At 55.3% G+C, this 26,632-nt stretch carries 19 protein-coding genes and 10 pseudogenes; 14 read left to right on the forward strand and 15 right to left on the reverse strand.

Features of this window, described 5'->3' with window-relative positions; all coding sequences use genetic code 11:
- Window positions 1–160: 160 nt before the first annotated feature.
- Window positions 161–1,663, reverse strand: coding sequence for a glycosyl hydrolase family 28-related protein (locus C489_RS20200; RefSeq protein WP_006433252.1), 1,503 nt, complete (start codon window positions 1,661–1,663; stop codon window positions 161–163).
- Between the two features lie 683 nt (window positions 1,664–2,346).
- Between C489_RS20200 and C489_RS21225 the strand changes: the two are divergent.
- Window positions 2,347–3,113, forward strand: a pseudogene (locus C489_RS21225) (IS6 family transposase).
- A 313-nt stretch (window positions 3,114–3,426) separates the two neighbouring features.
- Here the strand turns inward: C489_RS21225 and C489_RS21230 are convergent.
- Complete coding sequence (locus C489_RS21230) at window positions 3,427–4,176, reverse strand: IclR family transcriptional regulator (protein WP_083902866.1); 750 nt, start codon at window positions 4,174–4,176, stop codon at window positions 3,427–3,429.
- Between the two features lie 251 nt (window positions 4,177–4,427).
- On the reverse strand, window positions 4,428–5,726 hold the full coding sequence (locus C489_RS20205) for an IS4 family transposase (protein ID WP_083902867.1): 1,299 nt from the start codon (window positions 5,724–5,726) through the stop codon (window positions 4,428–4,430).
- 78 nt (window positions 5,727–5,804) lie between these two features.
- Between C489_RS20205 and C489_RS20210 the strand changes: the two are divergent.
- Window positions 5,805–5,996 (forward strand): annotated as a pseudogene (locus C489_RS20210) (IS5 family transposase); the annotation flags it as partial.
- A gap of 172 nt (window positions 5,997–6,168) precedes the next feature.
- Here C489_RS20210 and C489_RS20215 read toward each other — a convergent pair.
- From C489_RS20215 to C489_RS20235, 5 genes and pseudogenes are all read right to left on the reverse strand, one after another.
- Window positions 6,169–7,872, reverse strand: a complete 1,704-nt coding sequence (locus C489_RS20215; RefSeq protein ID WP_086009381.1) for an aromatic amino acid lyase — start codon at window positions 7,870–7,872, stop codon at window positions 6,169–6,171.
- A 412-nt stretch (window positions 7,873–8,284) separates the two neighbouring features.
- A pseudogene (locus C489_RS20220) lies at window positions 8,285–9,289 on the reverse strand (transposase).
- Window positions 9,290–9,488: 199 nt separating this feature from the next.
- Window positions 9,489–11,492 carry a DUF3604 domain-containing protein gene (locus tag C489_RS20225; protein WP_006433261.1) on the reverse strand — a complete coding sequence of 668 codons (2,004 nt, stop codon included), beginning with the start codon at window positions 11,490–11,492 and terminating at the stop codon, window positions 9,489–9,491.
- 172 nt (window positions 11,493–11,664) lie between these two features.
- A complete protein-coding gene (locus C489_RS20230; RefSeq protein ID WP_006433262.1) occupies window positions 11,665–13,608 on the reverse strand; it encodes a TRAP transporter permease in 1,944 nt (647 codons plus the stop codon).
- Between the two features lie 2 nt (window positions 13,609–13,610).
- Entirely contained in the window at window positions 13,611–14,627 is a 1,017-nt protein-coding gene (locus C489_RS20235) for a TAXI family TRAP transporter solute-binding subunit (RefSeq protein WP_083902868.1), read from the reverse strand.
- Window positions 14,628–14,768: 141 nt separating this feature from the next.
- Here C489_RS20235 and C489_RS20240 point away from each other — a divergent pair, with 141 nt between their 5' ends.
- Window positions 14,769–15,560 carry an IclR family transcriptional regulator gene (locus tag C489_RS20240; protein ID WP_083902869.1) on the forward strand — a complete coding sequence of 264 codons (792 nt, stop codon included), beginning with the start codon at window positions 14,769–14,771 and terminating at the stop codon, window positions 15,558–15,560.
- A 13-nt stretch (window positions 15,561–15,573) separates the two neighbouring features.
- Here the strand turns inward: C489_RS20240 and C489_RS23180 are convergent.
- From C489_RS23180 to C489_RS21240, 3 pseudogenes are all read right to left on the reverse strand, one after another.
- Window positions 15,574–15,686 (reverse strand): annotated as a pseudogene (locus tag C489_RS23180) (IS1595 family transposase); the annotation flags it as partial.
- 22 nt (window positions 15,687–15,708) lie between these two features.
- Window positions 15,709–15,846, reverse strand: a pseudogene (locus C489_RS21235) (IS701 family transposase); the annotation flags it as partial.
- An 80-nt stretch (window positions 15,847–15,926) separates the two neighbouring features.
- Window positions 15,927–16,139: pseudogene (locus C489_RS21240) on the reverse strand (transposase); the annotation flags it as partial.
- Window positions 16,140–16,217: 78 nt separating this feature from the next.
- Here C489_RS21240 and C489_RS20245 point away from each other — a divergent pair.
- The 3 genes and pseudogenes from C489_RS20245 to C489_RS20250 all read left to right on the forward strand — a co-directional run.
- Window positions 16,218–16,604, forward strand: a pseudogene (locus C489_RS20245) (IS5/IS1182 family transposase); the annotation flags it as partial.
- A gap of 56 nt (window positions 16,605–16,660) precedes the next feature.
- A complete protein-coding gene (locus C489_RS21245) occupies window positions 16,661–17,296 on the forward strand; it encodes an IS6 family transposase (protein WP_006433266.1) in 636 nt (211 codons plus the stop codon).
- 55 nt (window positions 17,297–17,351) lie between these two features.
- Window positions 17,352–18,476 carry a DUF2971 domain-containing protein gene (locus C489_RS20250; RefSeq protein ID WP_152423221.1) on the forward strand — a complete coding sequence of 375 codons (1,125 nt, stop codon included), beginning with the start codon at window positions 17,352–17,354 and terminating at the stop codon, window positions 18,474–18,476.
- 7 nt (window positions 18,477–18,483) lie between these two features.
- Here C489_RS20250 and C489_RS20255 read toward each other — a convergent pair whose 3' ends face one another.
- Both C489_RS20255 and C489_RS20265 read right to left on the reverse strand, forming a co-directional pair.
- On the reverse strand, window positions 18,484–18,792 hold the full coding sequence (locus tag C489_RS20255; RefSeq protein WP_152423222.1) for a hypothetical protein: 309 nt from the start codon (window positions 18,790–18,792) through the stop codon (window positions 18,484–18,486).
- A gap of 234 nt (window positions 18,793–19,026) precedes the next feature.
- Window positions 19,027–19,206 carry a hypothetical protein gene (locus C489_RS20265; RefSeq protein ID WP_152423223.1) on the reverse strand — a complete coding sequence of 60 codons (180 nt, stop codon included), beginning with the start codon at window positions 19,204–19,206 and terminating at the stop codon, window positions 19,027–19,029.
- Between the two features lie 238 nt (window positions 19,207–19,444).
- Between C489_RS20265 and C489_RS20270 the strand changes: the two are divergent.
- Window positions 19,445–20,369: pseudogene (locus C489_RS20270) on the forward strand (transcription initiation factor IIB).
- On the opposite strand, the gene C489_RS20275 reads toward C489_RS20270, so the two are convergent.
- Both C489_RS20275 and C489_RS20280 read right to left on the reverse strand, forming a co-directional pair.
- Window positions 20,339–20,854, reverse strand: a complete 516-nt coding sequence (locus tag C489_RS20275; protein ID WP_006433272.1) for a hypothetical protein — start codon at window positions 20,852–20,854, stop codon at window positions 20,339–20,341. The pseudogene C489_RS20270 and the gene C489_RS20275 sit on opposite strands and share 31 nt — an antisense overlap.
- A gap of 17 nt (window positions 20,855–20,871) precedes the next feature.
- Window positions 20,872–21,423, reverse strand: coding sequence for a DUF7342 family protein (locus tag C489_RS20280; protein ID WP_006433273.1), 552 nt, complete (start codon window positions 21,421–21,423; stop codon window positions 20,872–20,874).
- Between the two features lie 136 nt (window positions 21,424–21,559).
- Between C489_RS20280 and C489_RS20285 the strand changes: the two are divergent.
- From C489_RS20285 to C489_RS20320, 7 genes and pseudogenes are all read left to right on the forward strand, one after another.
- Window positions 21,560–22,163: pseudogene (locus C489_RS20285) on the forward strand (hypothetical protein).
- Between the two features lie 138 nt (window positions 22,164–22,301).
- Window positions 22,302–22,490 carry a hypothetical protein gene (locus tag C489_RS20290; protein WP_006433275.1) on the forward strand — a complete coding sequence of 63 codons (189 nt, stop codon included), beginning with the start codon at window positions 22,302–22,304 and terminating at the stop codon, window positions 22,488–22,490.
- Between the two features lie 91 nt (window positions 22,491–22,581).
- A complete protein-coding gene (locus tag C489_RS20295; RefSeq protein ID WP_006433276.1) occupies window positions 22,582–22,962 on the forward strand; it encodes a hypothetical protein in 381 nt (126 codons plus the stop codon).
- Window positions 22,963–23,312: 350 nt separating this feature from the next.
- Window positions 23,313–23,978: a DUF6735 family protein gene (locus tag C489_RS20300; protein WP_006433277.1), complete on the forward strand. Its 666-nt coding sequence runs from the start codon at window positions 23,313–23,315 to the stop codon at window positions 23,976–23,978.
- 613 nt (window positions 23,979–24,591) lie between these two features.
- A pseudogene (locus C489_RS20310) lies at window positions 24,592–25,158 on the forward strand (thiamine pyrophosphate-dependent enzyme); the annotation flags it as partial.
- Window positions 25,159–25,336: 178 nt separating this feature from the next.
- A complete protein-coding gene (locus tag C489_RS20315; protein WP_006433279.1) occupies window positions 25,337–25,642 on the forward strand; it encodes a DJ-1/PfpI family protein in 306 nt (101 codons plus the stop codon).
- A 26-nt stretch (window positions 25,643–25,668) separates the two neighbouring features.
- Window positions 25,669–26,625 (forward strand): TIGR03557 family F420-dependent LLM class oxidoreductase, encoded by a 957-nt coding sequence (locus C489_RS20320; protein WP_006433280.1) that lies wholly within the window; start codon window positions 25,669–25,671, stop codon window positions 26,623–26,625.
- Window positions 26,626–26,632: the final 7 nt, after the last annotated feature.

Below are 26,632 nucleotides of genomic sequence, written 5' to 3' on the forward strand. Positions count from 1 at the left end.
GAGTTCTTCGAATAGGGAGATGGCCGTTCTGGTAACGCTCTCGTCTGTCCTCACCGTTCGTCGGGCAGTCACAGAGTGGGGTATGCAACCCGTTCTATGACGTATTCTTTGCACGCAACCCAGTTGTAGTTGGGTTCCATCCACATCGAGTGGAAACTGCCTACGAGGACATATTCCACTCCCGCAGCTCACCATCGACAACGACCTCGCTCCCGACATCCTCGAACGTGACGCCGCCGTAGGCGACACTGCTATTCGACCCTGCGTAAACGCCCGCATCGCCACAGTCCGCCGCTCGAGCGGCCGTCAGCGTCGCATCGACGTTCTCTCGGAATCGGAATGCCTGACTCGACGCACCCTTAGCCGTCACGGTACTCAGTTTCAGATCATCCATATCGTCAAAGAGGATCGAGTTCGTGAACTCTCCGTCAACGATGGTGTTCGATATTTCGGCACCGTCGAACCCAGCCGCGTAGATCCCCGATCCGGCGGCCAGTCCCCGGTTGTCGGTCCTGATCGTGACATTAGTGATCGTCAATTCCCGTCGACCGCTCTTGAGCTGTCCGAGCGAGATACCCCTTGCATTCTCGATACACGAGACACAGTCGATCGTCAAGTCCGCGATCTCGTCCCCGGTGTCACCTCTAATCGCCGCAGACAGGCAACCAGTGATATAGCCATCTCTGATCGTGATCGACTCGTTGCCGTTCCGGTGCATGTGGACACCGTAGTCCGGACCGTTCTCTGGATCGATCTCGAAGTTCTCGAGAGTGCAGTTCCGCGTCGGCGTCCCGTCGCTCCCGGCCAGCGATTCGTCGGTACCGTTCCAGACGCTGTTCGACGCAATCTCCGATGTTTGATTGTCGAACTGTATCGGTGCGTTCGATCCGGCCTCACCGCCTCGAGTCGCCCAGTAGCTGTCGATATTGATATTTTTGGACGACACGACATCGATGTGATGGTAGTAGATACGGTCGCCGTAGACGTCCTCTAACCGGACGTTTTCTGCGTGCGCGAGCATGATGCCGTTCGTTTCTGGCGAATCGATTCGGACATTACAGATCCCCCAGTTCGACGCGCCACCGTACTCGACCGTGTCGTAGCCCCGATTGGAGAGGAGTGCCCGTCCCTCCTCCCCGTTGGGCCGAGATCCCTCGAAGACCGTCGAGCGACCCGCACCTAGCAGGATCGTATCGTCGCCGATCAGCGGCGTCCGCTCGAAGATGTACCGGCCGGGCGGGAAGTAAACAATTCCGCCGCCAGCCGACTCAACTTCCGCCAGGAGGTCGTGGACATTCTGACCGACCTCGGTCTCGCCGTCACCCTCGATCCCGTGGGCTTCGACGTTCCAGACGGGAGTTTCCGCGGTGCGCGCGTCGACGAACTCCGCCGCCTCGAAGTGGCTCGTTCCCGGCACCGGCTGATCAGGGCTTCCCTGTCCGCTGAAATACACCCAGTCCTCTCTCGAGGTGTCCCAGCGCCATGTAATTCTCTGATCGGTCGCGTGGTAAAGTTCGTCGTCGTACTCGCCCTCAGCGGGCCGGTCAGCAATCGGTCCCCGAACGATCGCGTGTTTGTCGACGGCCTCGACCGTGTCGGTGTGGTCCCACTCCTCGCCTTCGTCAAACGTACCGAGGTCAAGTCGCGGTGTTCGCTCAACCATTGTTACTCGCTTCCGGATCCGTATTCGCGTCCGTATGCGGTTCCGTAGTCAGTGACCGACGAGTCACTTTCCGTACAGCCTGCCAACAAGAGAGAGGTTCCTGAGACCGCGATGAGAACGTCCCGCCGACGGAGATCTGAATTGGTCATACGGCTGGACTGTCTTGCCATGGTATAAACATATTGTCTCGGGAAATCGAACTCCTCGAACCAATCCGGCCGACTGCCCGACGGATTCTGCGCTCGATCGAGGCCGACGATGTGGCCGATAGATCCGTGATCGCCGGCGATTCATTCGTTGCGGCTGCCCGGATCTGTCTCGGCGTTCGGATGGCAAATCTCGCAGTGCTGCACTCGCTCGTTCTCAGCAGCGTTTCGTCCGCAAGACAGAACCCGAACTCGAGGAGTGCAGGCATGATCCGATTGCAGCGACGCTTGGTTCGACTGGATCACCGTTCGACTGCTCGAGATGCGGCGCATCAGGCGTACTGATCAATCACTATGCAGAAATTCAAGCAGAACTGCATTCGACAGCGCCAGAGGTGCTGTTTCGTTAAGCGTGAAAAGTGAGGCGGCACGATTTTGTGGTGCTCTATGCCAAAAATCGACCGCCTCAGTGGGTGTAGCGACTGGNGCTGTTTCGTTAAGCGTGAAAAGTGAGGCGGCACGATTTTGTGGTGCTCTATGCCAAAAATCGACCGCCTCAGTGGGTGTAGCGACTGGATCGATTTGAGTTTTGTGGAGCGAGAGCGGACACCACGTCAGCTGATGGAACTCGGTATTCGACTCCATCTTGCTAGGCTATCGCTTTCGAATACCGTTCGAGAATTAGAGAAGTTTGGTGTCGAACGCAGTCGGAAGGCAGTTCACGATTGGGTTCACAAGTGTGATCTACAGCCGGCAGTAGATGAGAATCCGAATCACGTCGANGGCTATCGCTTTCGAATACCGTTCGAGAATTAGAGAAGTTTGGTGTCGAACGCAGTCGGAAGGCAGTTCACGATTGGGTTCACAAGTGTGATCTACAGCCGGCAGTAGATGAGAATCCGAATCACGTCGCGCTCGACGAGACAGTGATTCAGCTTGACCAACATCGCTATTGGCTGTACACCGCTGTTGATCCGCAAACGAACAAAATCCTCCATATACGGCTCTACTCGACTACTACAACCGCTTTGACAGAGCGGTTTTTGCAGGAACTCAGTGAGAAACATGACCTAGACGATGCCGTGTTTCTCGTCGATGGAGCAAAACATCTCCAGACTGCACTCCGCCGATCAGGACTCCGATTTCAATACGAAAAACATGGAAATCGGAACAGTGTCGAACGTGTCTTTCGTGATATAAAACGACGTACTTCTTCGTTCTCAAACTGTTTTAGTCACGCACAACCGTCAACAGCCGAATCGTGGCTCCAAGCCTTCACCGTCTGGCACAATGCTACAAACTAAACACGACCNGACGTACTTCTTCGTTCTCAAACTGTTTTAGTCACGCACAACCGTCAACAGCCGAATCGTGGCTCCAAGCCTTCACCGTCTGGCACAATGCTACAAACTAAACACGACCCTCTTTGGTGTGGTAACCGTTTTATGACACCCTCACTTCTAGTGCGGCTTCAGCCGTGAAACACTAGATTCACACGAGAAAACGTCTCTCGATCCATTCTAGTAGTTTAGAACTGAAGCAGCACTAGTGCCTACTATAGACAGTGCCATTTTTCGCTTTAATCACTTCTTCTAATCTATTACTACCCATCTCTGCCTATGGCGAGTGGGTGATATTGAGTTCAATAACGTTTGCAGTGCGACAAACTAAATCTGAAATCGCTTCTTCAAAACGTTCTAATGGAGCTGAACAACTAATAGCCCCAATTATTTGTCCGTCATCAAACTTAATTGGAGCTCCAACACATCCCATACCATCTACATACTCCTCACGTTCGGTTGCGTAACCCTGCTCTCGAATGAGTTTGAGTTCATCGAACAGTTCCTCACGTTCCGTTATCGTGTTTTTTGCGTACTTTTTTAAACCCGTTTCATCTACTATCTCATACATTTTGTCTTCAGGTAAGTTGGCCAGAATGGCCTTTCCTTGAGCCGTTGAATGTAATGGAACTCTGTTCCCGATAAATGTATCTAAACGAACCGCATCAGCACCTTTTGCCTGATAGAGGAACACTCCTTCTCCCTGTTCCTCTATCATTAGATTAGCATGCTCCCCAGACTCCTCTGCCATATTTTCTACCCCCGACTTGGCTATGCGGTATAACTTTTGCTGGTGTCGTGCATAGCCACCATAATACAGAAAACGCATACCTACGTGATACTCATTTCCCTTCCGCACGACATGGTTCATTTGTTCAAGAGTACGAAGGTAGTCGTGAACAGTACTGGTTGGCATGGAAATTTGCTCAGCGACTTCTGACACTCCTGCACCGTCATGCTCAAGCAATATTGTCAGTATATCGAATGTCTTCTCAATTGTTTTTAGGGTGTTGCCGTTTTCCACCATATCTCTATCCTCAATAATGCACTATGCCAACTTAGTGTTTCCGGATATTTCGGAAATGACTATCGGGCAATGTACTCAGCAACACGGTATATTTGTAATATTATCAAATGTTAATATACTAGTATATTTATTATAATCTGTCAAATAATATTATAAATCAAACTTCCCAGGATGACGGTCCTGTTGACGACAAAATTAAGCAGGTGCCCCTCTTTTAGCTTGCTATCTGCTTAGGTGGCATCTGTGTTTGGTTAAGGCCGCACCCCCGGGTTGAAGGCTTGAGCCACTCGTTTATTCAAGGTGAGGCGTGATCTCTCTGGTTGACGAGCCTCACGACGCACCAGTTCAGGAAGGTTCGGTGGTGGATGGCTCAGAGCAAGTGCGAGATCCGCAAGCACTGGCTGGGCGACCGGCCGAAAGGTCGTCGCCCAGCGTTCTTCTGGATACTCAACATCGGGTTCAATCTCCCGAAACACCGCTAACAAGGCTCTGCTGACCAGAAGCGTCAGCAGAGCCGCCGTCACGAGCAACTCTGCAATCGCTTCATCACCTGTCTCGAACTTCTCCAGACCGTACCGTGACTTCAATTCCCGGAACAACAACTCAACCTTCCATCGCAGGCTGTACAGCGCTGCTATTTGCCCAGGAGTGAACTCGTCCGGGAGGTTCGTCACGTAGAGGTGGTAGTCGTCGGTGTCCTCGTTGCGGACACCGACGACACGAAACTCAACGGTGGCTGCTGACCGCCTCTCACCATACTTCCGTCGCTTGAATTCGAACTCGCCGGTTACATCGATCTGCTTGCGCGTGAGCTTCGAGAGCTGGTCTTGGAGATGGGTTCTAGTCAAGGAAATGGCGCGCCCGCGCCATTTCCGTCGTTCGCCGACGATTCGTGGATTGGCGTTCGTCTTCAACCGGCTCACGAAGTAGCCGTCGTTTTCGTCGATCAACGCGAACCGTCGATAGCTGTAGTACCCGAGATCGAACAGAAACAGCCGTCCACGCAGCCAGTTCCCCGTGCGGAACTGGCTGCTTTCGTGGGTTCGTTCATCAGTGAGCTTGAACTGTGCGAGCGTCTGCTTGGTCACGTTGTAGACGACGAACAGCTGTGCTCCAGATTGATCTTCGTGAGTCGCTGAAAACGCTGTAAGGAGCCGATGCAACCTGAACACGGTTGCATCGGCGATCATCGTGTCGCGGAACTGCGTGAGTTGTGGGGCGATGGTGTGCGGAACTGCGACCTCCTCGAGCGCATGCGCGAGGAGGTCGCTCAGGAGATCACGGAGTTCCGGCGTAAATCGGTCGTAGAAACTGGAACGAGCCACAGTCTCGTTGGTCGCAGTCTGGTAGACCCGCTGAAACGAGGCGATAGAGCGGGTTTCGCCGTCCACGGCGAAGCCCAAGATGAGCGACCAGACGAGCATCGTGATATCGATCGTCCGCTGACGTTGGACGGCATCGCGCTCGCGCGCGATGCCTTCGACAAGGTCTACGAGAAAGAGAGAAGTCAACCGACGGCGTATGAGTGTTGGAGAGAGTTCGGGTTTCACAACCTCTCTACGCGGTTTCTGAAGATAAGCTCGTCATGACGCTGGCGTCTGTCGGTTTCGCTCCTTAACCGAACACAGATGGACCTTGCTCACAACGCCCGAATGAGCCGTCTCTGGTACAACCGCCGCTGGATGATCGAAACCGTCTTCTCCTCGATCAAGCGCACGCTCGGCTCCGTCGTGCGTGCACGAAGCTGGCACCTCGAATTCCGTGAGATGGTGTTAAAATGTGCCGTCTACAATCTTCGTCGAACGGTCAGATACCCGTAGAATCCCGCAGTCTCCCGGTTTCTACGTGGTGACTCTCTCAGTGGGATCGCTCAAATAAAGCCTGGGCTAGCGATCCTACAAAGCAGAACAGGCAGTTCGACTATCCCGACTGAAACCTCATCAAAAAGCAGTTTCGCACCGCCAATATTCAGGTTGACCGTTTCCACAACCTCTAATCTGAATGGCGCCCCCTCTCAGTCAGCGAATTGTCGTGGCTCTTTGACTCAAGATCTTCTAGAAGTTGATTATTACGGAGCAGGGTTTGGACGCTTTGAATATCCTTATCCATCTCGCGGTCGCCCTCGAGCGGTGGCACCTCCTCACGGATCGTCTCGTAGATCGCTGTTGTGTTCCCGAGTTGCTTGGCGCCTCGCAGATCTGCAGCCTGACACAGGGCAAGCAGGTGGATGGAACTTACTTTCTCCACGAGTTCCACGACATCTCGGGTATGTCGTGCTGCAGTGGCCCCCATTGATACCTTGTCTTGGTTGTGAGACTCAGTCGAGCGTGAAAATGCGGTCGATGGCATACACATGTTAAGCGCCTCGGCTGTAATTGAGGAACAGGCCAGTTGCATGCCTTTGAACCCGTGGTTTAACCCCTTGTCGGAGTGCCCTTCGGGGAGGTCGGGAATTAGATTCGGAGTTAGTCCGTGATTGAATTTTTCGTCGACAATCAGTTCAAGTTGGCGATCAAGGAGGTCACCGATACTGGCGACCGCAGTCCGTAAGCTATCCATTGCGAGCGCCATGTGACCGCCGGCGAAGTTTCCACCGCTGAATACCTGTTCAGACTCAACGTCGAAAAGAGGATTGTCATTCGACGAGTTGATTTCCGTCTCAAGCCATTGTTCAGCCCACTCAAGTGCATCCCAAAGCGTTCCGATAAAGTGGGGTGCACAACGGAGCGAATACTTATCCTGAATGCTGACCGATAATTCACGGAATTCCTCATCTTCTATCGTTCCTGCCTGTTCGACAACCTGATCGTACGGTTGCGCTAGGTCACTTTCTTTCAGTAACCACCGAATGTTACGCGCCGATCGGATCTGTCCATCATGCGGTTTTGCGACATCGTGAAGGAATGGATGAAAAGGGCTCGAAATGCCGTTGAGCACTTCAGTCGCAAGAGCAGTGCATACATCGGCACAGAGGGCCAATCGGCGTGCGTCGGCCGCAGTTAGGGCTGCGATCCCTGTCATATAGGCGGTACCATTAACCAATGCCAATCCTTCCTTCGGTTCAAGATCGATTGGATCAATCCCCGTGTCCTCCATCACTTCTTTAGTATCTTGAAGCTCTCCCTCGTAGTACACCTTTCGTTTACCAGTCAAAACCGCAGCTATGTATGAAAGAGGGGCGAGATCACCACTAGCACCAACCGACCCTTCCTCAGGAATGGCTGGAACAATGTCTTGATTTAACAATTCCAGAAGTCGTTCGACTACTTCAATACGGATAGCGGAATGGCCGCGCACAAGATTGTTAGCTCGCACTAACGTAACTGCCCTACCTGCATCACGTGGAAGTAAGTCCCCGGTCCCGACACCGAGGAACCGAATAAGGTTATCTTGAAGTTCTGATGCCTTTTCTGGCGAAATCTGCCGATTTACTGAGTCACCAAATCCAGTCGTAATACCGTAGAGCGGTACACCTTGATCAATGAGATCATTGCGAAGTTCGACACTAGCTTTCATGGAATCTCGGAGGGACGAGTCCTCTGAGAGTACGACTGATCTTCCATTTCGGGCAACTTCAGCAATTTCGTCGATCGTTAGCGTTTGTCCGTCAATGACAACACTACTATCTGAGGGACTGTTAACTACCATTCGTCTATCTACTTCTGAGATAGTAAAGAGCAATAAGCGTTTCGCCATCTTTCTAGCATTGACTGAATAGACTTGGAGATTTGATAACAATTGAACTCTTTATCTACTGGTTCATATGTAGAGGTGCAGTTTTGAGGCGTTTCTTGAAAGCCTGAATCCGATATTATCGTAAATAGATGTTGGCGGCTTTACTACGATGACCTGCTCGGTCTAACGGCGTAATTGGGTAGGGCAGTACGAAAGCTCTAGTAACAACTGAAACGATTTGCATATTAATACCATAGCCATCGTGCGATCGGATATGTATTGACTTTCAGTGGCTACTATAGAAATGCAGTCGCCGTTCTAATTTAGCGAGCAGGTGATTTACGACCGTATGTGTGTAATCATCCCGTCCGAGAATATCGGAACTATCTTCGGCGTTTCATTAACTGTCTATGAGCCTGTCATAGAATCCAACTCATAGTTTGAGCTTCTCACGACCCGGATCATTCCCCCGCTCAAAGTTGGTGATAGCAACGACTACTCGGAGGCACAGTGAAAGGAACACTTCTGTCCGTGCATGGACGCGGCCTCGGGCACGTCCGCGCCCGAGGCCGCAGTCCTTGACTGCATCATTGGTTCTTTCGACTCCTGTCCGGCGGTTGTACGTCTCGTCCAGCGTCGATTGCTTGAGCTGAATGTCTTGGCTGTGTTGTTCAATGCGGTCTTCGATCCTGTACTCGATATCGAGTGGATCGTCGGTGTTTCGTGGGTTGTACGGAGCGACTGGCACGATCCCTGCGGCCAGCAGGGTCGTGCCAGTCAAGGATGTCGTAGGCGCTGTCTCCGAGCATCCATACCGGTGTATCGACGGCGAGCGCGTCACGCGTGACGCGCATCGCCGCCTCTTGATCTGCTTGCTTCGTTTGTGTGAACTCCGCTGCAATTGGGATTTTTGGGCCGGTAGAAGCAATCGTACAACGAAGCTGTAGTAGTACTCCTCGGCTGTTGGGTCGTAGTTCCACGAGGCGGCGTCGTTGTGCTGAATCGCTTCGATGTGCGTTGAATCGATAGAGTACGTGGAGTCGAGCAGGCCGCGGGCGGCGGCCTGCTCGACGAGTCTACGGAAAACATCATCGATGACGTGTTCGAGGTCGGTGAGAAACCGGTCAATGGTGTCTCTGGACGGCGGTTTGTCGAGTCCGCAGTAGTACCAGACGAGGCTGTGCTGGAGTTCTCGTGTCACTGGACGTGTTCCGTAGATATCCTCGTAATAACAGTGTAGAAAGCCATAGAAGTGGTCTGGAGGCTTGTGAACTCGTGTTCGACCCCGGCGAGCGGGGGCGAACACATCGTACTCCAGCAGAAACTCGAACTCAAGATGCTCGAACAGTGGAACTGTCTCGGTAGCCGCTGCATTCAAGAACTCGTTGACCGAAGCTACGTTTTGTAGGGCTTTGGAGCTGGTGGATACAGTTTCCAAACCCTGCCGCTTCGTACGTGACGCTTTCTATGACAGGCTCGTCTATTCCAAGTGTCCAGTCATTTTCTTAGCCATAAGAATCAACTAGCACTGTCTAGTGCGGCTTAAGCCGTGAAACACTATATTCACACGAGATAACGTCTCTCGATTTATTCTAGTAGTTCAGAACTGAAGCGGCACTAGACAGTGCCTGATTGTGTTAGTGGTCAGTTGTCACAGAGATCGGTGAACTCCAAGCTATCTCGCCGTCAGCTTGTCGAACCCGGACGTGGTAAGCATGGGTGCCTGCGTCTAAATCATCAGTGAACGTCAACGCGGTATCGGTCGTGGTTGCGGCTCCAACTTCTCGGCAGACGATTTCTCCTTTAACCGGGCCGAAGTCACGAATCCGTTCCTTGCTGATTGTGTCGATGGCGAACGATCCACTGTACATCGGCGTGCGTAGTGAGATTGTTGCGTCCGTTGGTGCGTTGAACCGAAGTCCTTGGTAGTTACCGGCAGTTTTGCTGATCCACTCTAAACTCATCGGGGCCGTCGATGTTAGTCCGTGTTCAGGATGCTGAAATCCAAAGGGTTCGACATCGATGAACGAACCAGTATCGAGCGTGAGCCCGCCACTCCAGTCGACGACTTTGTCTCGAACTTGCGGCCGGATTCCAGACCACCGGATTTCGTATCGATCAGCACCCGTTGTACAGTCGACAGAGTCGATACACTCACCATCGCAGAAGAGGTCGACATTTGTGAGCGGTGCTGTTCCGGCGATGGATACATCTATTTCGGAAGTACCGTTGACGGTAATACACTCACCCATCGACGCCCCATCGATATCTACGTCGAGGTGAATGCGTGCGCCGGTTGTTGCGTAGCATTGACTACTCTGTAACGCGTTCCACAACTCTTCTCGGGTGAGTGACTCGCTCGGCACGCCGGTCAACCCACCGCGTACGAGGAAAAACGGATGGTTTGTGGGATAACTCGCCCCTGGCCGGCCGGTGTGATCGTCGCTCCCGCCGACGAACCCTAGATGGTGGCCGGCCTCGAACGCTTCAGTGGCGAACCATTCAAAGACGCCCCAAACCGATGAAATTTCGAAAGCCGGAGTCAGCGACTCATCAATATTGTCGAGGGTTGCTGGACGTCCGCCCAGATGTGGGTGGATAAGGACATCATCGCGCCCCCCGTAATAGTCGTAGAGGTCCGAAGCAGATTTGAGGCCCTGATAGCGCGTTTCGTCGTCAAGCTGCCAGTGGGAACTTCGTACGATTTCGGCTGAATCGTCGCGGAAGTAGATATTATGGTCGCCACCGTTGGGCGTGTTAGCCGACCACTCATAGCCGAGGAAGGATACGAACTCGTCCGGAGTATTGACGGACTCAACAATCTTTTGGAGGCGCTCCCAGAACTCGTCCGTAATCTGGAAGTCGTTGCCGACGTGCGAGACGAAGTCAAGAAATGCGGCATTGCGAGCGAAATCGAAATATTCCTCGACCGACCCCGTTCCGACAGTTTCCTCGGACTGGCCGTGGAGGTCGCCCCAGCGAATCGGATTCGAAGGCACAACGGGATTGGTCGTCGCCTGGAAGTGATCGTCTGAGACGGTGAACCGAAGGGGTTCCTCGTCGGAAACCACCTCACGGGTTTCGATTGAGGTATGCGCGATACCGTTTTCGAGGTCACAACTAGCTAGAATCTCACCTGAGAGGGACTCAACATCAGCCACTGAATTGTATCGCCTCGAGATGTTGCCCCACTCGTCGATTGCGCGCACCGAGACGTCCACCATTTCATCTCGAGCCTTCGCGATCGCCTCAAAATCCGTTGCGGAACCCGAAACGATATCGACGCTTAGTTCGTCCTCAAGCCGGACGAATTCTGCCGTCCCAAACGGATCGATGAATCCGATGAAGACGAAGTCGGTTTCGGGGAACGTCTGGGTTTGGATGCCTAAACTTCCCTCACTTGTCTCTCCTAGAGTTAGGGTGATCGTGTCGCCAGGTGCGAGCGAGTCATCGAAAACGTCGACGATGATTGCGTGTTTGATCGGTCGAGTGTGTCCATCAGGGTCGAATCGGGCCTCCACTGTCGCATCACCGTTCGTCGAAACAGTACAGTAGTGCTCCGCCGTCGGATCGTCGAACTGCGGTAGTCCCCAGTCGCTTGTCATGCTCGTGGCCACCTTCAGCGTACTACCGTCGTCCATTCCGAGTTCACCGACTGTGTAGGTAAACTGCCAGGTAGTATAGCTTCCCACAACGACTTCGTTTGGGCCACTTCGTTCGATCGTTCCACATGTGGTTCGTTTTTCTTTACTATCTCGGTTATCGCTTGTTTTATCGTACATTTGTAATGTTATTGTGGAGTTGTTATTTTGGCTATGCAGGAAGTCTGTCGTCCGCCGACAGAGGATTTGATCTAGAGCGGTGCTGTATTGTAATCGCTAGGACGACTGCGGCGGCGATTCCTCCGCGAAGCAGCAAGTCAGGATAGACCATTGTTATAACCCCAGCGACGACGAAGAGTGAGCGGAGCCCCCAGTCAGCGTGTACAGAGAGACCGAAGGGTCGATGAATATAGTTGATACCGTGGACAAGACTCACCGCTCCGACGAATGTGATTCCGGCGAAGATGAACGTCTCGAGCGTGAGTCCTCCGGCGACTAACTCGGGATTGTAGACGAATGCAAACGGCAGGACGAAGAGCGGAATCGAGATTTTGATCGCCTCAAGGCTCGTCCCCCAGAAGTTGCTTTCGGCGATTCCAGTCGCGACAGCCACGGAAGTCGCGATTGGTGGCGTGATTGCTGCTAGAATCGCACAGTAGAACACGAAGAAATGCGCAGCGATCTGAGGGACACCGAACTCACCGCTGAGTGTTGGTGCAATTAGCAGGGCAACAATCAAATAGGCGGCCACGGTCGGCATCCCCAGCCCCAAGACGATGCTGACCACCATCGCGATGAACGCGGCGACGAGGAGGATCCCGCCGGAGAGGTCCATCAACGCGAGCGTCAGCGCCGACGGGACGCCAGTCGCTAAGAGGATGGTCACCACACCGTCGATCGCGGAGATGATGATTGCAATCCCAGCCAGTGAGAGCACGCCGATGCGCGCGCCGTCGACGGTCTCCAGAATTGTTCGCTTCGCAGTCGATCGAACGGAACCGGAACCGTGGAACGCTTGCAGTAGTGGCACGCTAATACCAGTTGTAACCGTCGAGATGACAGTATACAACGCCGCAGTCATGACCGTGTACTGAGCGATGCCGAGAGTATAAATTAGGACGACGAACGGGATAGCAAACTTTACCCCCTCGATCGCGAGGTCGGCCCGGGACTTGTTCTCGTCGATAAAGTCGGAGACATCGATATTCACGCCGGTGGTCTGGGCGACCGACGTGTAGTGAACGCCGATGGCGATTGAACTGACGAGGATTAGTGCCGGTAAGGTTCCAGCGATGACGATGTTGCCGTAGTCCATTCCGAGGAGCGACGCCATGACGAACGCTCCGGCACCCATGACCGGAGGTAGAACCTGTCCGACCGTTGAGGCGACTGCCTCAATTCCGCCGGCAGTCTCAGAACGTAGGCCGTTCTTCTTCATCAGCGGAATTGTGAATGATCCCGTCATTGCCGTATTCGCGGCCGTACTACCATTGATCGATCCGATTATTATGCTGGCGATGACGGCCGATTGGGCGACCCCAGAGCGAACGTACTTCGAGGAGTAGACGGCCAGCCGGATCATTAAATCAAATGCGCCATACGCCTTCAGAAGACCCGCGTACAGCAAGAACAGTGAGAGCCAGGCGGCGACGAGTCCGGTGAGTTGGCCATAGAAGCCGTCTATCTCAATGACGAGGATACGTAACAGTCGCGTTTGCGCGATCCCGCCGTGGCCAAGGACGCCGGGGATCACCGACCCGAACAATCCATAACCGATGACCCCAAGAAGGATCGAGAGGAAGAGAACGCCAAACTCGCGGTAGGTGAGATAGAGCATCGCGAGGACGAACGCGAACGCCATCCAGTACTCGTGTGCTAGTGCGTATCCGAGCCGTTCGGTGTATAGCGTTTCGAAATTGGTGAACAGGTAGATGCTGGTAAGCAGCACGACGATGCCGGACGCGACAAGCAGGAATGATTCATAGCGCGGCTTGGGTTCATCGGCGTACAGGAACTCATTGATGACGTAGATCGTAGCGATTGTACCGAAAAACGCAACGCTGAACTTGGACCGCGGCATCTGCTGGGAAACCGCATAGAAAATAATGAATGCCCAGAATGGGATGCTGGCGGCAGCGATTGCTTTGCGTTCCATCTCTATGTCTCCCCAATCGATAGTTCGTCGTTCCATTGGTTCTCTTCTTTCAGGAACTCTGCGACACCCGGATGAACAGCCTGGTCCGAGATAGCCGCGGCCATCATGTCAGAGGGGTCTTCGTATTCCGGGAAGATGTTGTTTGCTTCGATAATCGACTCGTTCTGTTCGTACGTGACTCGGGCGATTGTTTGCACGGTCTCTGTCGAGACGTTGTCGCCGAAACGGAACTGGGCACCAAGTGTCCATGTGGCGACCTCGTCGGAGCCGATGTCTTGTTCCCAGCCGTAGGTGCTCACCTCCTCGTATCCTATGCCGCTGGTGTCCCTGATCGCCTGCTTGAATGACTCGGTCGGGGTGACGACGATGAAGTTGAACCGAGTATCTAACTCGGTCACCCACCCGGGGAGTGCTTTGGAATTCGCTCCATAGACGACAGCGGCATCGATTCGTCCCTCTTCGATTGCCCCTGGTAGACCGCTACGGTCGACACTTACCGGATTGATCTGGCTGTAGAGACCAGCGTTTTCGAATACTGCGTCAGTTGGGGGCCGTACGCTCGTTCCCGCCGGGTTTAACCAGACGTTCTTTCCCGAGAGATCGTCAGTGGTCTCGATATCGCTATCAGGACTCGTTACGATGTACATGTGCGAAAGCACATAGAAGAATCCCTGATAGGGGATCGAATCAACGGAACGGTCGGCAAAGTTGCCTGTGTTGTTTACGGCCTGTGCAGACGCATAATTGTCGAACCCGCCGCCATCAATCTCGCCGTTATCGTACAGTCGAAAGTTCCCTGCCCCTGAACCTGACGTTTCTTGGGAAGAGATCCTCACTTCGTCTGCGCTGTCGTTGATTACGCTTTGCAACGCCTGGCTTGCTGCAAACGTCGCGCTCCCCTGGGTGCCAGTTCCCATTCGAACAGATGATCCTGAGGATTCCATACATCCAGCTATAGACAGGGCGCTAGCACCTGCTATACCTGCAAGAAAGGTCCGTCGATTATGCATTCGTGTCATAATGTGTTACGGCGCAAAAGAATGACTGGTAGTACTTAACTGTACACCTATGTGGGAATATAGCCGTATCTTTGGGGTAATTGAGTTAATTATCCCATCATATGCGAAGTGTGAAGTGGCCTTGGGTGGTATGGTAATCCCATGATAGGTAACAGAAGCAACGAAGACAGCGTTCAATCAGTAGATACGGCATTCCGTATAATGGACCTGATACGAGAGAATCAAGGGTGTAGCATCGACGACCTAATGTCTCATCTTGATGTCTCGAAGAGTACGATCTATCGCTACATCACCACTCTGCAATCCCACGGTTACGTGGTCAAAGAGGACGGAAACTTCCATATAGGGTTGCGGTTCATGGAGATGTCCCGTTATGCGAGAATGCGGAAAAGTATGTATACTATCGCCGAAGGTCTCGTCAAATCACTGGCCGGACAAACCGGAGACCGTGCAACGTTCATCACGGAAGAGAATGGACTGGGCGTAGTCATTTCGACAGAAATTGGCAAACATGGAATTTACGCAGACAGCCAAGTTGGACAACGGTTCTACCTCCATGCTACTTCGGTCGGGAAAGCTCTCCTTGCGAACCTCTCTCTCGAAGAGGTAGACGAAATCATCGATCAACACGGACTCGTCGAATTAACGAATAACACGATCACAGACCATTCGACTCTGATGGAGGAGCTAGACGAGATCCGAGAACAGGGATTCGCCACGAACCAAGCTGAGAGGATTCCAGGCGTCAACGCCGTGGCAACAACAGTTGACGACAAAGGCGGGAACGTGGCCGGAGCGTTCGGCATCTCGGCACCGTCACGTCGATTAAATACGGAGAGAGTAAACGACGAGATCGTTGAGTTGTTGCTGGAGATATCCGAGGAATTCGAACTCAGGAACGAATATTCCGAGGTTCCGAGGAGCCCCCGATAGGAGAGGTGGTGTGAAGATCGCTCTCAAAGCGGGTCTTTTTCTTCTCAGTATCACAGTAAACTTAGAGCGGCAGGCCGCGACGAGCGTCAAGTGATTTCCGTGGCGGCTCTTCGAACGAGTGTATCCTTAGCGGGACGATCTACACAACTCAGCTTTGCACGTTAGCGTCAGCAGTTGAGTGAACGAAGAGATGGTCGATCTCTTCCATAAGGTCATCGACGCCACGATCATCGTTGTCCCGAACCCACGAGAGAAGGTTATAGACGGCTTCTTTCAGCGAACGCTCTTGTGAAGGAGATTGTTGACGATGAGAGCTGCGGCTGAAAGTCGAAGAGAGCAAGGGTACCGCGCTAGTAATCCAGATATCTTCTGAAAGTTAAGGAACTTCTCACACCACTTCTTGGCGTAGCTAACTCTCTGTGTCACTTGTTCAAATACATCTTTGACAAGTTCGTGAAATTCATCCTCGTCGCCGACAATAATCGGCGACATTGTCCATTTCAGCTGTTTCCAGACTTGCTCAATTGGGTTGAGATGTGGCGAACCTGATGGGAGAAAAATGAGGTCGATTCCTAATTGTGTGCTCTATTGAAAATGGATGACAGCGACGGGATTACTCTGTAATGAGTTTGAGAAGATGAGGTTGAGAAGGCGATTATGGGCGTCGCTTTGCTCGACCTCGTTGAGACAGCACTACGTGTAGCTAAACAAGCGTTGGGAAACCAAGCGGGCAAGCCCGACTCGGGCGGGCTTGCCCGCGAGGCTTACATTGTCGCGCACTGTATTCGCAAAGAAGAGGGGCACAGCTATGCCGAACTCGTTGACCGGATGAGTCTTATTCCGGCGGTCTGCGACCGCCTCGGCGTCCATCCGGACGCACCGCCTGATCCAACCACATTTTACCACTCTTTCGACCGCTACGCGATGTACATCCGGCGGGCGTTGCTGCGCATCTCCGCGCAGCAACACCCGCAATCTGGCCATGTCGCACTCGACAGCACGTTTTTCGAACGCGAGCAAGCCTCACAGCACTCCCTCCAGCGATGGGCGGTGTTCAGATAAGGATTGAAAGGTGAGGCGGTACGTTTTCAAAGTGATCTATGCCCGAAAACGACCGCCTCAGCGGCTGTTTAGACGAGATCAACGTAGACTTTGTGGAGCGAGAAGCAACACCGCAGCTGTTGATGAATCTCAGTATTCAGCTTCATTTGTCTGGGTTATCGCTTTCAGATACTGTTTCGTTTCTTGAGGTATTCGGTGTTGATCGGGTTCGATCTACTGTTCATAATTGGGTTCATAAGGCTGATCTACAGCCGGAATCTGGTCGGAGTCCGAATCATGTTGCGGTTGATGAAACTGTGATTCAACTTGACGATGAACAATATTGGCTGTACGCTGCCGTCGATCCCGACTCGAACGATCTGCTACATACAAAGCTTGAACCAACAAGAACGAACGTTATCGCAGATCAATTTTTCGCGGAACTCCGCGAAAAACACGATGTAGATGACGCGATTTTTCTCGTTGATGGCGCGGTCCCACTTCACCGAGCCTGTGAAAAACATGGCCTCGATTTCAGATATGAACGACATGGAAATCGGAACAGCGTCGAACGTGTCTTTCGTAAGGTAAAACACAGAACTATCTGCTTCTCAAACTGTTTCAGCAACGCTGAAGCAGAAACTGCTGACGAATGGTTGAGATCGTTCGCTTTCGCATGGAATCTGCTTATCTGAACACCGCCGACGTCACGGGGAACACCTACAAGTGGGAAACAGTGAGAGGAACCATATGCCGAACGACTCGTCGCGTCGATCAGTCGCCGGGACACATACGGATTGGATAGTTCCCTCAGACCGGATGGTCATTCGACGATACAAGCCGCTGGAATACTTCGCAGACACGCTGGAGAATGGGTTCCGAGCTGGCCAAGCCGATGGGTACGAGGCGCGCGAGGGCCAAGTCTCACCGCCAGCCCGGGCTCGTGAACGATACCAGTCAAACCAGACCGAGTCGCTGATGTTGAACAATGGCGAGGAGATGGATCTTGCCGAGGGGGTTGAGCAAGCCCGCGAGGAGGGTCGCCAGAACTACTATGCAAATTGCTGGCGGCTCGGAACGGATGAAGACTCCGAGATCTGGGGCCAGTATGCGGATCTACGTGACGGGGTCGCGATCGAAACGACATTCGGACAGCTTGAGCAACATGTCGCCCCTGACGATGACCACTATATGGGCATCGTGCGGTATCTCGACTACGAGGAGGAGCATACACCGACAGGGATGTTCTACTCGTTGTACTTTTTCAAGCATCGAGAGTTCGACAGCGAACAGGAGTTCCGGATCCTCACGAATCAGGGAGGGAATCCGATAATCCGGACAGATGGAATGGGACGCCCATCAGAATACGATCCCTCCAACCCTGAAGCCGTCACACTCTCTGCAGATATGGATGCGCTCATAAATCGGGTGATCCTGGCTCCGGATGCCGACGCGGCTATCCGAGCGCAGGTGGAATCGACACTTGAGGAATATGGTGTTTCCGCGCCGGTCGTTTCCTCACGGCTATCGGATCCAGCCGTTCACACTGAGACCTACGATGCTGAACTCGGCGGGGCGGCCAATTACGAAGCCAGCACGGAGTACCTGGAAAGCGTACTCAACCAGTTCGTCGAAGCGACCGACTGGGAAACCTGGAATACCGTCGATGTCGTGCAGCTCAACCAAGAGGGCGTCATTCACCCACGAACGACGTTCGTTGAATGCTACCGATACATCGAGGAGCCACCGGATCGCTCTACGTACGGGCAAGACCACCTGGATTATGAAGTCCGTGCCCACCGGATAGAGGACGGAACGCTCGTTGACACTGTACTGAATGATGCGGCAACGAAGACAGAGGCCGAATCAGAGTGACTTTGCGTCAGGGTAATCGACTGAAATCCCAGCGGGTGAGCGTGATTCCGCGATCGTTCGCTTCCTCGCCCGTTTTGAGCACGAAGTAGATCGCCTGTTCGACCTGTACGAGCCCCGTCGTCGCCTGCAATGCACTGGCCGAACCGACGTTTTGGGGATGGGCGCCGATCGTCGAACAATAGTTGTACGGTGTAGCCAGCAGTTCGTAATCGTACGTCCGTCTGTCATTGTGATGCTGCTCTCGGTCGATCAAGCCGATGTTTTGCTTTGCTAATTCGGCTAGTCCCTCCTTGTAATGCCAGCTTCCAGTCGTCATCTTTTCCAGTGCGTTCCGTCCGTGCCACAACGCATTCGCATTGCGTCCCTGCGCCTGCTCCTTGCGAGCACTCTCCAGGAATGCGACCGCTCGAAGAGGGGCATACTCCTCGATGTACGATCGCTGTTGGGCTTTCGCTTGCTGCGCAGGGCCAGAGACGGCCTTGATCAGTTCGTATCCGTCATCACCGTCCGTAAGTTCCAGATCTGAACCCTGCAGGGCATCCTCGAGCGGTTACAAGACGTCGATTCGGAGCGGCGCTTCCTCGTTGATGAGATGTTGAATGATTTCCCGTCGCCGCTTGACATCAACGGTTTTCAGGATCTCGTAGACCTTGTCCGATGTACTCCCAGCGAGATCCATTTCCGTCTTTGCCAGCTCCTCGAGTTCGAACCACTCGATCAGCTGGTTCACTTCCGTGTGTCGATGCGGTGCGACTGCCCCAGAGATCCTCTGGAGTTGTGCCTTCGATAACTCGCTCGTCATGAGTGGCGCTGAATAGCTGGTCGACGATGAAATAATCGGGAGACCGGCGAAATCCGCCCAAATGAGGCCGGAAAACGGGGAACTGCCAGTGCCTGGTGTCTATGTTCCCCCTCGATGGGTGAGGGGCTCGTCGTGAAGGCGAAGTCCCGATAATTCGGTGAGAACGATGGCAACCAGAGACATCTACGAGAACGGTTTCGATGAGGACGTCCGTACGGAGTCGAACGCGAACCAGTGTCTGGAGTGCGACAGCCGGGTCACGACGAACGCGGTCGAAACGGTCTGCGAGGACTGGCCTGGTCATCGACGAGCAGCGTATCGATCACGGGCCGGAGTGGCGGGCGTACGATGCGGACGAGCGCGAGCGGACAGGCGCACCACTGACTGTAGCCCGCCACGATCGAGGCCTCTCGACGGAGATCGGCCACGGAACCGATGCCCACGGGGACGAACTCTCAGGACAGAAACGCCGGCAGCTCGCCCGGATGCGACGTGAGCAGACCCGTGGTCGCTGGCGGTCGAAAGCGGAGCGGAATCTCGCACACGGGTTGGGCGAGGTGCGCCGGCTGGCGAGTGCGCTCGAACTCTCCGAGTCGATTCGTGACCAGGCATGTCAGCTCTTCCGGAGCGCCCAGAACGAGGATCTGCTGCGTGGCAGATCCATCGAGGCCATCGCCGCGGCCAGCGTCTACGGAGCCTGCCGGTGCAACGGCCTCTCGCGGTTAGTGGACGACGTCAGCGAGATGGCCCGCGTCGCGGAGTCACGGGTCACGAACGTGTACAAAACGCTGAACGAAGAGTTGGGCCTCCCCGCTGAGCCCGTCTCCCCCAGCATGTTCGTGCCCCGCCTGGCCTCGGACCTCGAGTGTCCGGATGAGATCCGACAGCGGGCCCGAGCCCTCGCGGAGCAGGCCGAGGAGCGCGGCGTCACGACGGGCGTCCATCCGGCCGGGTTCGCCGCGGCCTGCCTCTACAAAGCGGGACAGGAACAGGGAAAGTGGGTGATGCAAAGTGACGTCGCAGAGACAGGGAACGTCACGCCAACGACCATCCGGACGCATCACGAAACACTCGATGAACTCGCTGTATAGACTGCCCAGGTGGGAAGCGAGGGCGTCCCGTTCTCCCAGTTTATTGCCTTTACTGCTTCCGGGAACTGCTGTAGTCGGTCATCGAGGATGGTGAGCGGGTGCGCATTGAGAAACGTCGTGCTATGCCGATCAACCGGCGTGTCTTCGTAATTGAGCTGGATGTGACAGGGTCCAAGGTCTGGATGATCGGCGTCCTGGTGGAAGCCGAGCATTAGGTTCCGGTCCGGTTCGATCCAGTTGATGCGGTAGTATTCGTAGTCGACGCCGGCGGGGTACCAGAAGCGAATCTCCAGTCGTGCGGTCGGCGCGTCGTAGGAATCACTCAGGAACGTTGTCGGATCGATATCCGCGATGACGTACCGAGGTCGACGTCGAGACGGACGATAGCGTACGTCCTCACACCCTGGCTGGTTCGTCAATCGGTCGTGAATATCGTGGAGGAGGGTCCGCTGTGTATAGCGGTCACGACCGGCGAGAAAGAACATTCTGTGAGAGAGAAGGATTAGCTCGTGGCGCGGTCGGCCACGTCGGTCATCTGTTCGCGGGCGGCTTCGACGTCGGAATAGAGTTCCAGCGCGTGCTTGATGAGGCGACGGTCCTCCTCGTTCTCACGCCAGAACGCGATGACGTCGCGGCGCTCGCGAAGCTCGGCACTTGCGAGGTCGCCGTCTGCGAGCGACTGTTCAAGTTCCTCCCACGTCTCGACGTCGTAGGTCGCCTGCCACTCCTCGATCTCTTCGGTGATCGCGGCCAATTCGTTCCGCAACTCCTCGCGTGTGTTCTCCTCGATGAGCGTGCGGATTTCCTCGAAGAGCAGTTGCGTGTAGTCCGGCTGATAGCGCGTGGTTTCGCCGGCCTCGACGCGACGCAACTGGCCTTGGTCGACGAGATCCTGGAGTTCATCGTTGGTTGTACTCCAGGCGGCGTCGGCCTGCTCGCTGATCCAGTTGACGGACCGCGGTTCGCGAAGCGTCTCGGCGACCGCTCGAATACGGTCACGAGCGCTCATCGACTCACTCCACGACTGGACCCCATCTCGCGAGGATTCGGACATGCTTGGCACCTCTTACGACAGTATTGGCGCTAAACTCCTATATATGTTTGTGCTCTCTCGTATAATCAAGAGTACGTTGCGAGCGAAGACGTCCGGACGTTGAAATGCGATACCGACAAAAGCTATGAGTCAATCAATGTTCAACCGATATTCCGACTTTGCAGAACTGCGGTCGACCGGCGAGGCATCTCACATTCCGGACGAGACGCTCAACAGCGGATATGAAGGTGACCCCCGACGGCAACGCGTCGCGACGAGTACTGGTGGCTACCCTGATGAGCCGACGGTAACCGACAGCGAGTGCCGGTCCTGTGGGGCGTCAGTCAGACAGCCAGACGAAATGCCGGTTCTGTCTCACTTACCATCTCGGGAGTGACGCCACTAGCACGGACGAGTCAGCGTCGACGACGTTCCTTGGCATCGTCCACCTGGTCGTCGAGTCGACCACGTACTACGGCGCCGTCGCGAAGGGCGGTGCCGCGGCGAACCTCCTCTCCGCCAACGACGCGGTGTGGCTGGTTCCGGCGATGGCGCTGACCGAATCCGCTGGCGAAGCTGCGGCTGATCGCCAGGTGTCGTCGGTACCGACGACGCAGGAACTCGACTGTCAAAACTGTGGACGGGCGACCGACTATCGGTTCAGGACCCACGAGTCGGTCCCGGATGAGGCGTGGACGGGGCAACCGATCTGGGAGTGCCGGGTGTGTGGCTCGGCTCGCTACGGACCCAGTCTCGAGTAGCCCCGGTGCTGAGCGCCGATTAACCAACATCCTGCGAGTAGCGTCGAGGTTTGTTGGTTAAGATCGTAATCTCCTGCAAGCCCGACGCCAGTCTCGATAGGGAGTCTTTCCGCGCCGACGAGCGGTGAGGCGCTTCCGATGGATCAACAGTTCAAACAGGGCTACCGGATGCATCGTGTACTCAGCAATCTCAACCGACTCGACGTCGACCGGTTAGACGACGCGGATCGAGAGCGAGTCGAGACCGCGAGAGACCTCCTGGAGGAGGTGAGCCTTCTCACGCGGCCGGGCGACGGAGCCGGGGCGGACGCCCACGCAGATTCCTAACTGGAGTTGCGGACCACGCCCAGGGTGGCAGCTCTCGCGTCGGTTTATCGCCCCCGACAGGGGTGTGGGAGCGACCCCGTGAAGTCCAGACATGGCGACACTGCAAGCTGCGACGACGTCGACTGGCGCGATCGTATCGGATCCGCGGACAGTCCGCGAGCTCTGTGAGAACTACTGCTTCGGGACGCTCGACTGGGAGGTTACCGAAGACGGAGAGCTCACCATCTGGGGGTACGACGACTTCGAGGTGTACGAGGCGCGGGAGAACGGCCTCCCAGACTACGAGGGCGGCATCGTGGCCCACGAATTCCTGCGAGAACTCGCCGACCACCTCGAGGCTGACGAAGAACTCGATATCCAGACAGCGGGGTTCACCAAGTGCCGCTTCCCCGTCCTGGCGAAGCGGTACGTCGTTCGCGACGGCGAAGTCCTCCACGCGGACCTCAGTTCCCCCGACCCGATCGACGAGTAGCAGTAGTTGCCGATACGGTTTCTTTATTCAGGGTGAGGTCTGAAACGGCTGGTCAGGATAGGCGGAGAAGTGTGCACTCACCGCGAGCGAACGCAGTGAGTGAGCGGGCCGACGACCGACCCGCAGGGGAGGGAGGAGTGCTTTTCATCGAAGTTTTGCCGAGGGCGCGACTCCGTCGCGCCCGCAGCGCAAAAGTTCGGTTCGCAATTCCACTTACCGATTTAGCCGCCCCGATTTCACTACTCATCCCGAATAAAGAAGCCTCGGTAGCAACTACTGGTAGCGTTGTTCGTCCCCCGGGAGGGGTGCGGGGCGATCCAGTCGCGGTCGCTCCGTGAGGTGATTGCTCGATGGGATACCGCGCACTCGTTGCGTACGAACGCACGGACGGACTATACACGCTCCACTACAGCCATTGGGGCGCAGCCAACCTGAAGCTCAAGCACCGAATCTCGGCTGAGTCGCCATTCGGTGGCGACGACACCGACTCCAAGTGGGCGAAACAGCTCCTCGCAGAGCTTGCCGATCGCCTCGAGGCAGAAGCCGTCGACGGCTACCTCGCTGGCGAGGATCGACCGTCGACGGTCGTCGAGCCGAAGCCCCGCGCCACCGGGCTCACCTTCGACGAGATCGTCGCTGACCATCTCGACTACCTCCACCACGAGACGTTCTTCGTGGTGTCGACGACGTTCGAGGTGACCGCCTATCGGACGCTGTGGTTCGGGCTACAGTATGACTCGGAGACGGTCGAACAGGGGGAGACGGTCGGGAACGGCGCGCTCGCGACGGTGCGCTGGTACGACGGCGAGCCGGTCGGCGACGGCCACCTGCAGGGACAGTTCGCGGCCCTCAAAGACGTCATCGGCGACATTCTCGACAAAGGCGTCTTCACGCCGTCGACGGCGAGACAGTACCTGAAACGGAAGCTCGCCGAGCAGGTCGGAGACCGACAGGAGTTGCTCATTCCGACCGGGGAATTAACGAAGGGGACTCCCACGGCAGGATTCTCTGAATAGTTCTTACTCAAGGCCGAACTCAGTCAGAGGGTTGTCGACACTGCCTCTCTTGGATTTTTTCAATAAACTCGCTGCCTTCTAAGTCTAGCTTCACCGTGAATTTACGACAAATTCCCTTCAGGCCACCTTGAACAGCAAAATCTGACGCGAATTCGTCAGTTATTTTGTACCAAGGAGATTTTTCTATTCGTTCACTCATCCGGATCGGATAGGTGAGTTTTTCGGCTGGTGTTGTCCCATCAACAATAACAAGATCATCATGTTTAGGAGAACCGCCCCTTCCAAGCGCTTTGCGTGGGCATTCTCAGGAAACCGTCTGAGCTCATTGTAATAGGACTCTTTGTCAAGTGAGCTCAAGTCATGAACCGTGTCCACGGTCATATACCCATAGAGAAAGCGGTGAAGATCATCATCTTCGGGGCTGCGCTTTATCCGTGTAGAATCCGAGAATATCTCCAGAGATCAAGTGTTTCGATATAGACGCCCCTTTGCCACCATTACCTCGTCGATCGCCGAAAGATAGTGCCTCAAAGTTAGGGTCGTGGTGAACAGGCCAGGACGATATTTCAGATTGATCGTTAATCCAAGTGCCATCTTCCCCTTTTGGCCGAAGGACGCCGAGGACGATCCCCGCCCGTCGAAAGCACAGCTCATCGACACGATGAAACGGGTCGCGGACAGCGCCTACGTCGTCGACGAGAGCGTCACGTCGATGTTTCCCATCAAAACGCGCTGGGACTCCGATCCGGAACAGTACGTCACCAACAAAGGTGGCGGCCTCGGCTACGGCCTCCCCGTGTCGATCGGCGGGGCGATCGCCGAACGCCAGCGAGACAATCCGCGCGAGGTGATCGGCTTCGTCGGCGACGGGTCCTACCTCTACTACCCGAACGCGATCTACAGCGCGGCGCGCTACGACCTCGATCTCACCGTCGTCATTGCCGACAACCGCAACTACCGGATCCTGAAGGACGACACGCTCGACCTACTGGGCGGTGACGAGGAGGACCACGAGTTCGTCGGCATGGACTTCGACCCGCAGGTCGACATTGTACAGAACGCCGAAAGCCACGTGGGGCGCGCAGAACTCGTGGAGAATCCCGATGGGATCGAACGAGCGCTCGAGGACGCACTCGCCCGCGACGGCGTCGACGTGCTCGACGTGCTGGTGCACGATTGAACCGTACTAGCCTCGCTCGCGGCGACGGCGCCGCACGCTCACTGGCTGCGCCGGCTGGCCAGTCCTCCGATTAGAGCTAATTCCGGAAGACATCTAATAAATACTATAAGTAATAAGTCGATACTTACTTCGATGTGAGAGAAATCTTTAACCGTAGATCGGTGGCGAATACACCTGCATGAGTACAACCGACCGGCAACCCCTCGACGGAGTGAGCGTCGGAATTCTCGTCGCGCAGGAAGGCACTGAAGAAGTCGAGTTTACCGAACCAAAAGAGACCATTTCGGACGCCGGTGCCGACGTCGTCGATAATCGCGAGCTGACTTCCTACGCCAGTCTACGGACGGACGTCAAGAACGCGGGAGGCGAATGGACCGATCAGGAGGTCGTCGTCGACGACGGTGTCGTGACGAGCCGCAACCCCGACGATCTGGACGCGTTTACGGACACGATAGTCGAGGAGTTCGCAGCGGCCTCTGAGTAACCACGTGACGCCCGAACTTCACAGACATGACCGAAATCGGATTTACCCTTTCGAGCGAGGAGCACCACCCGAACGATCTGGTCGAGTACGCGACGCGGGCCGAAGCGATCGGCTTCGATTTCCTCTCGATCTCGGACCACTTCCACCCATGGATCAGCGCGCAAGGCGACGCGCCGTTTGTCTGGTCGACGCTCGGCGGTGTCGCTGCAGCGACCGACGAGATCGACGTCGGCGTGGGCGTCTCGGCGCCGATCGTACGCATCCATCCGGCGATCTACGCGCAGGCAGCCGCGACGACGGCAGCGATGTTCGACGATCGGCAGTTCTTCGCCGGCGTCGGGACAGGCGAACTGCTCAACGAGCATGTCCTCGGCGATCGCTGGCCAGAGCACGAAGTCCGTCTAGAGATGCTTGAGGAGGCGGTTGCGGTGATCGACAAGCTCTGGACGGGCCAGGAGGTCAGTCACCGCGGCGAACATTATACCGTCGAGAACGCGAAGCTGTTCACGCTCCCCGAGGAACGGCCGCCGATCTGCGTGTCGGCGTACGGCGAGCGCGCCGCGAAAGCGGCAGCCGATTTCGGCGACGGGTTCTGGTCGGTCGGCCCCCAAGACGTCGTCGAGACGTGGGAACAACACGGCGGGGAGGGTCCCCGTTTCTGCCAACTCCAGGCCTGCGTCGCCGACAGCAAGGACGGGGCCGTCTCCACCGCACACGAACAGTGGCCGATAGCGGGTCTAAAAGGGGAACTGAACTCCGTTTTGCCGACGCCAAAACACTTCGAGCAGGCGGCACAGATGGTTTCGGAAGAGGATATCGCGGAGAGCAGCATCATAACCGGACCGGACGCCCAACAACACATCGACGCGATTCAGGAGGCGATCGACACTGGGTACGATCACGTCTACGTAATGCAGATCGGGGACGACCAGGACGCCCTCCTGGAGATGTACCGAGAAGAAGTCCTTCCGTCGTTCTCGTGAGCGGCCT

Source organism: Natrinema versiforme JCM 10478, from assembly GCF_000337195.1.
GTDB lineage: Archaea > Halobacteriota > Halobacteria > Halobacteriales > Natrialbaceae > Natrinema > Natrinema versiforme.

Coding starts and splice junctions, on each gene's coding strand:
- C489_RS20200 (WP_006433252.1), bottom strand. CDS start 1,663: ATGGTTGAGCGAACACCGCGACTTGACCTCGGTACGTTTGACGAAGGC.
- C489_RS21230 (WP_083902866.1), bottom strand. CDS start 4,176: ATGGTGGAAAACGGCAACACCCTAAAAACAATTGAGAAGACATTCGAT.
- C489_RS20215 (WP_086009381.1), bottom strand. CDS start 7,872: ATGGCGAAACGCTTATTGCTCTTTACTATCTCAGAAGTAGATAGACGA.
- C489_RS20225 (WP_006433261.1), bottom strand. CDS start 11,492: ATGGACGACGGTAGTACGCTGAAGGTGGCCACGAGCATGACAAGCGAC.
- C489_RS20230 (WP_006433262.1), bottom strand. CDS start 13,608: ATGGAACGCAAAGCAATCGCTGCCGCCAGCATCCCATTCTGGGCATTC.
- C489_RS20235 (WP_083902868.1), bottom strand. CDS start 14,627: ATGACACGAATGCATAATCGACGGACCTTTCTTGCAGGTATAGCAGGT.
- C489_RS20240 (WP_083902869.1), top strand. CDS start 14,769: ATGATAGGTAACAGAAGCAACGAAGACAGCGTTCAATCAGTAGATACG.
- C489_RS21245 (WP_006433266.1), top strand. CDS start 16,661: ATGCCCGAAAACGACCGCCTCAGCGGCTGTTTAGACGAGATCAACGTA.
- C489_RS20250 (WP_152423221.1), top strand. CDS start 17,352: ATGCCGAACGACTCGTCGCGTCGATCAGTCGCCGGGACACATACGGAT.
- C489_RS20255 (WP_152423222.1), bottom strand. CDS start 18,792: ATGACGACTGGAAGCTGGCATTACAAGGAGGGACTAGCCGAATTAGCA.
- C489_RS20275 (WP_006433272.1), bottom strand. CDS start 20,854: ATGTTCTTTCTCGCCGGTCGTGACCGCTATACACAGCGGACCCTCCTC.
- C489_RS20280 (WP_006433273.1), bottom strand. CDS start 21,423: ATGTCCGAATCCTCGCGAGATGGGGTCCAGTCGTGGAGTGAGTCGATG.
- C489_RS20290 (WP_006433275.1), top strand. CDS start 22,302: ATGGATCAACAGTTCAAACAGGGCTACCGGATGCATCGTGTACTCAGC.
- C489_RS20295 (WP_006433276.1), top strand. CDS start 22,582: ATGGCGACACTGCAAGCTGCGACGACGTCGACTGGCGCGATCGTATCG.
- C489_RS20300 (WP_006433277.1), top strand. CDS start 23,313: ATGGGATACCGCGCACTCGTTGCGTACGAACGCACGGACGGACTATAC.
- C489_RS20315 (WP_006433279.1), top strand. CDS start 25,337: ATGAGTACAACCGACCGGCAACCCCTCGACGGAGTGAGCGTCGGAATT.
- C489_RS20320 (WP_006433280.1), top strand. CDS start 25,669: ATGACCGAAATCGGATTTACCCTTTCGAGCGAGGAGCACCACCCGAAC.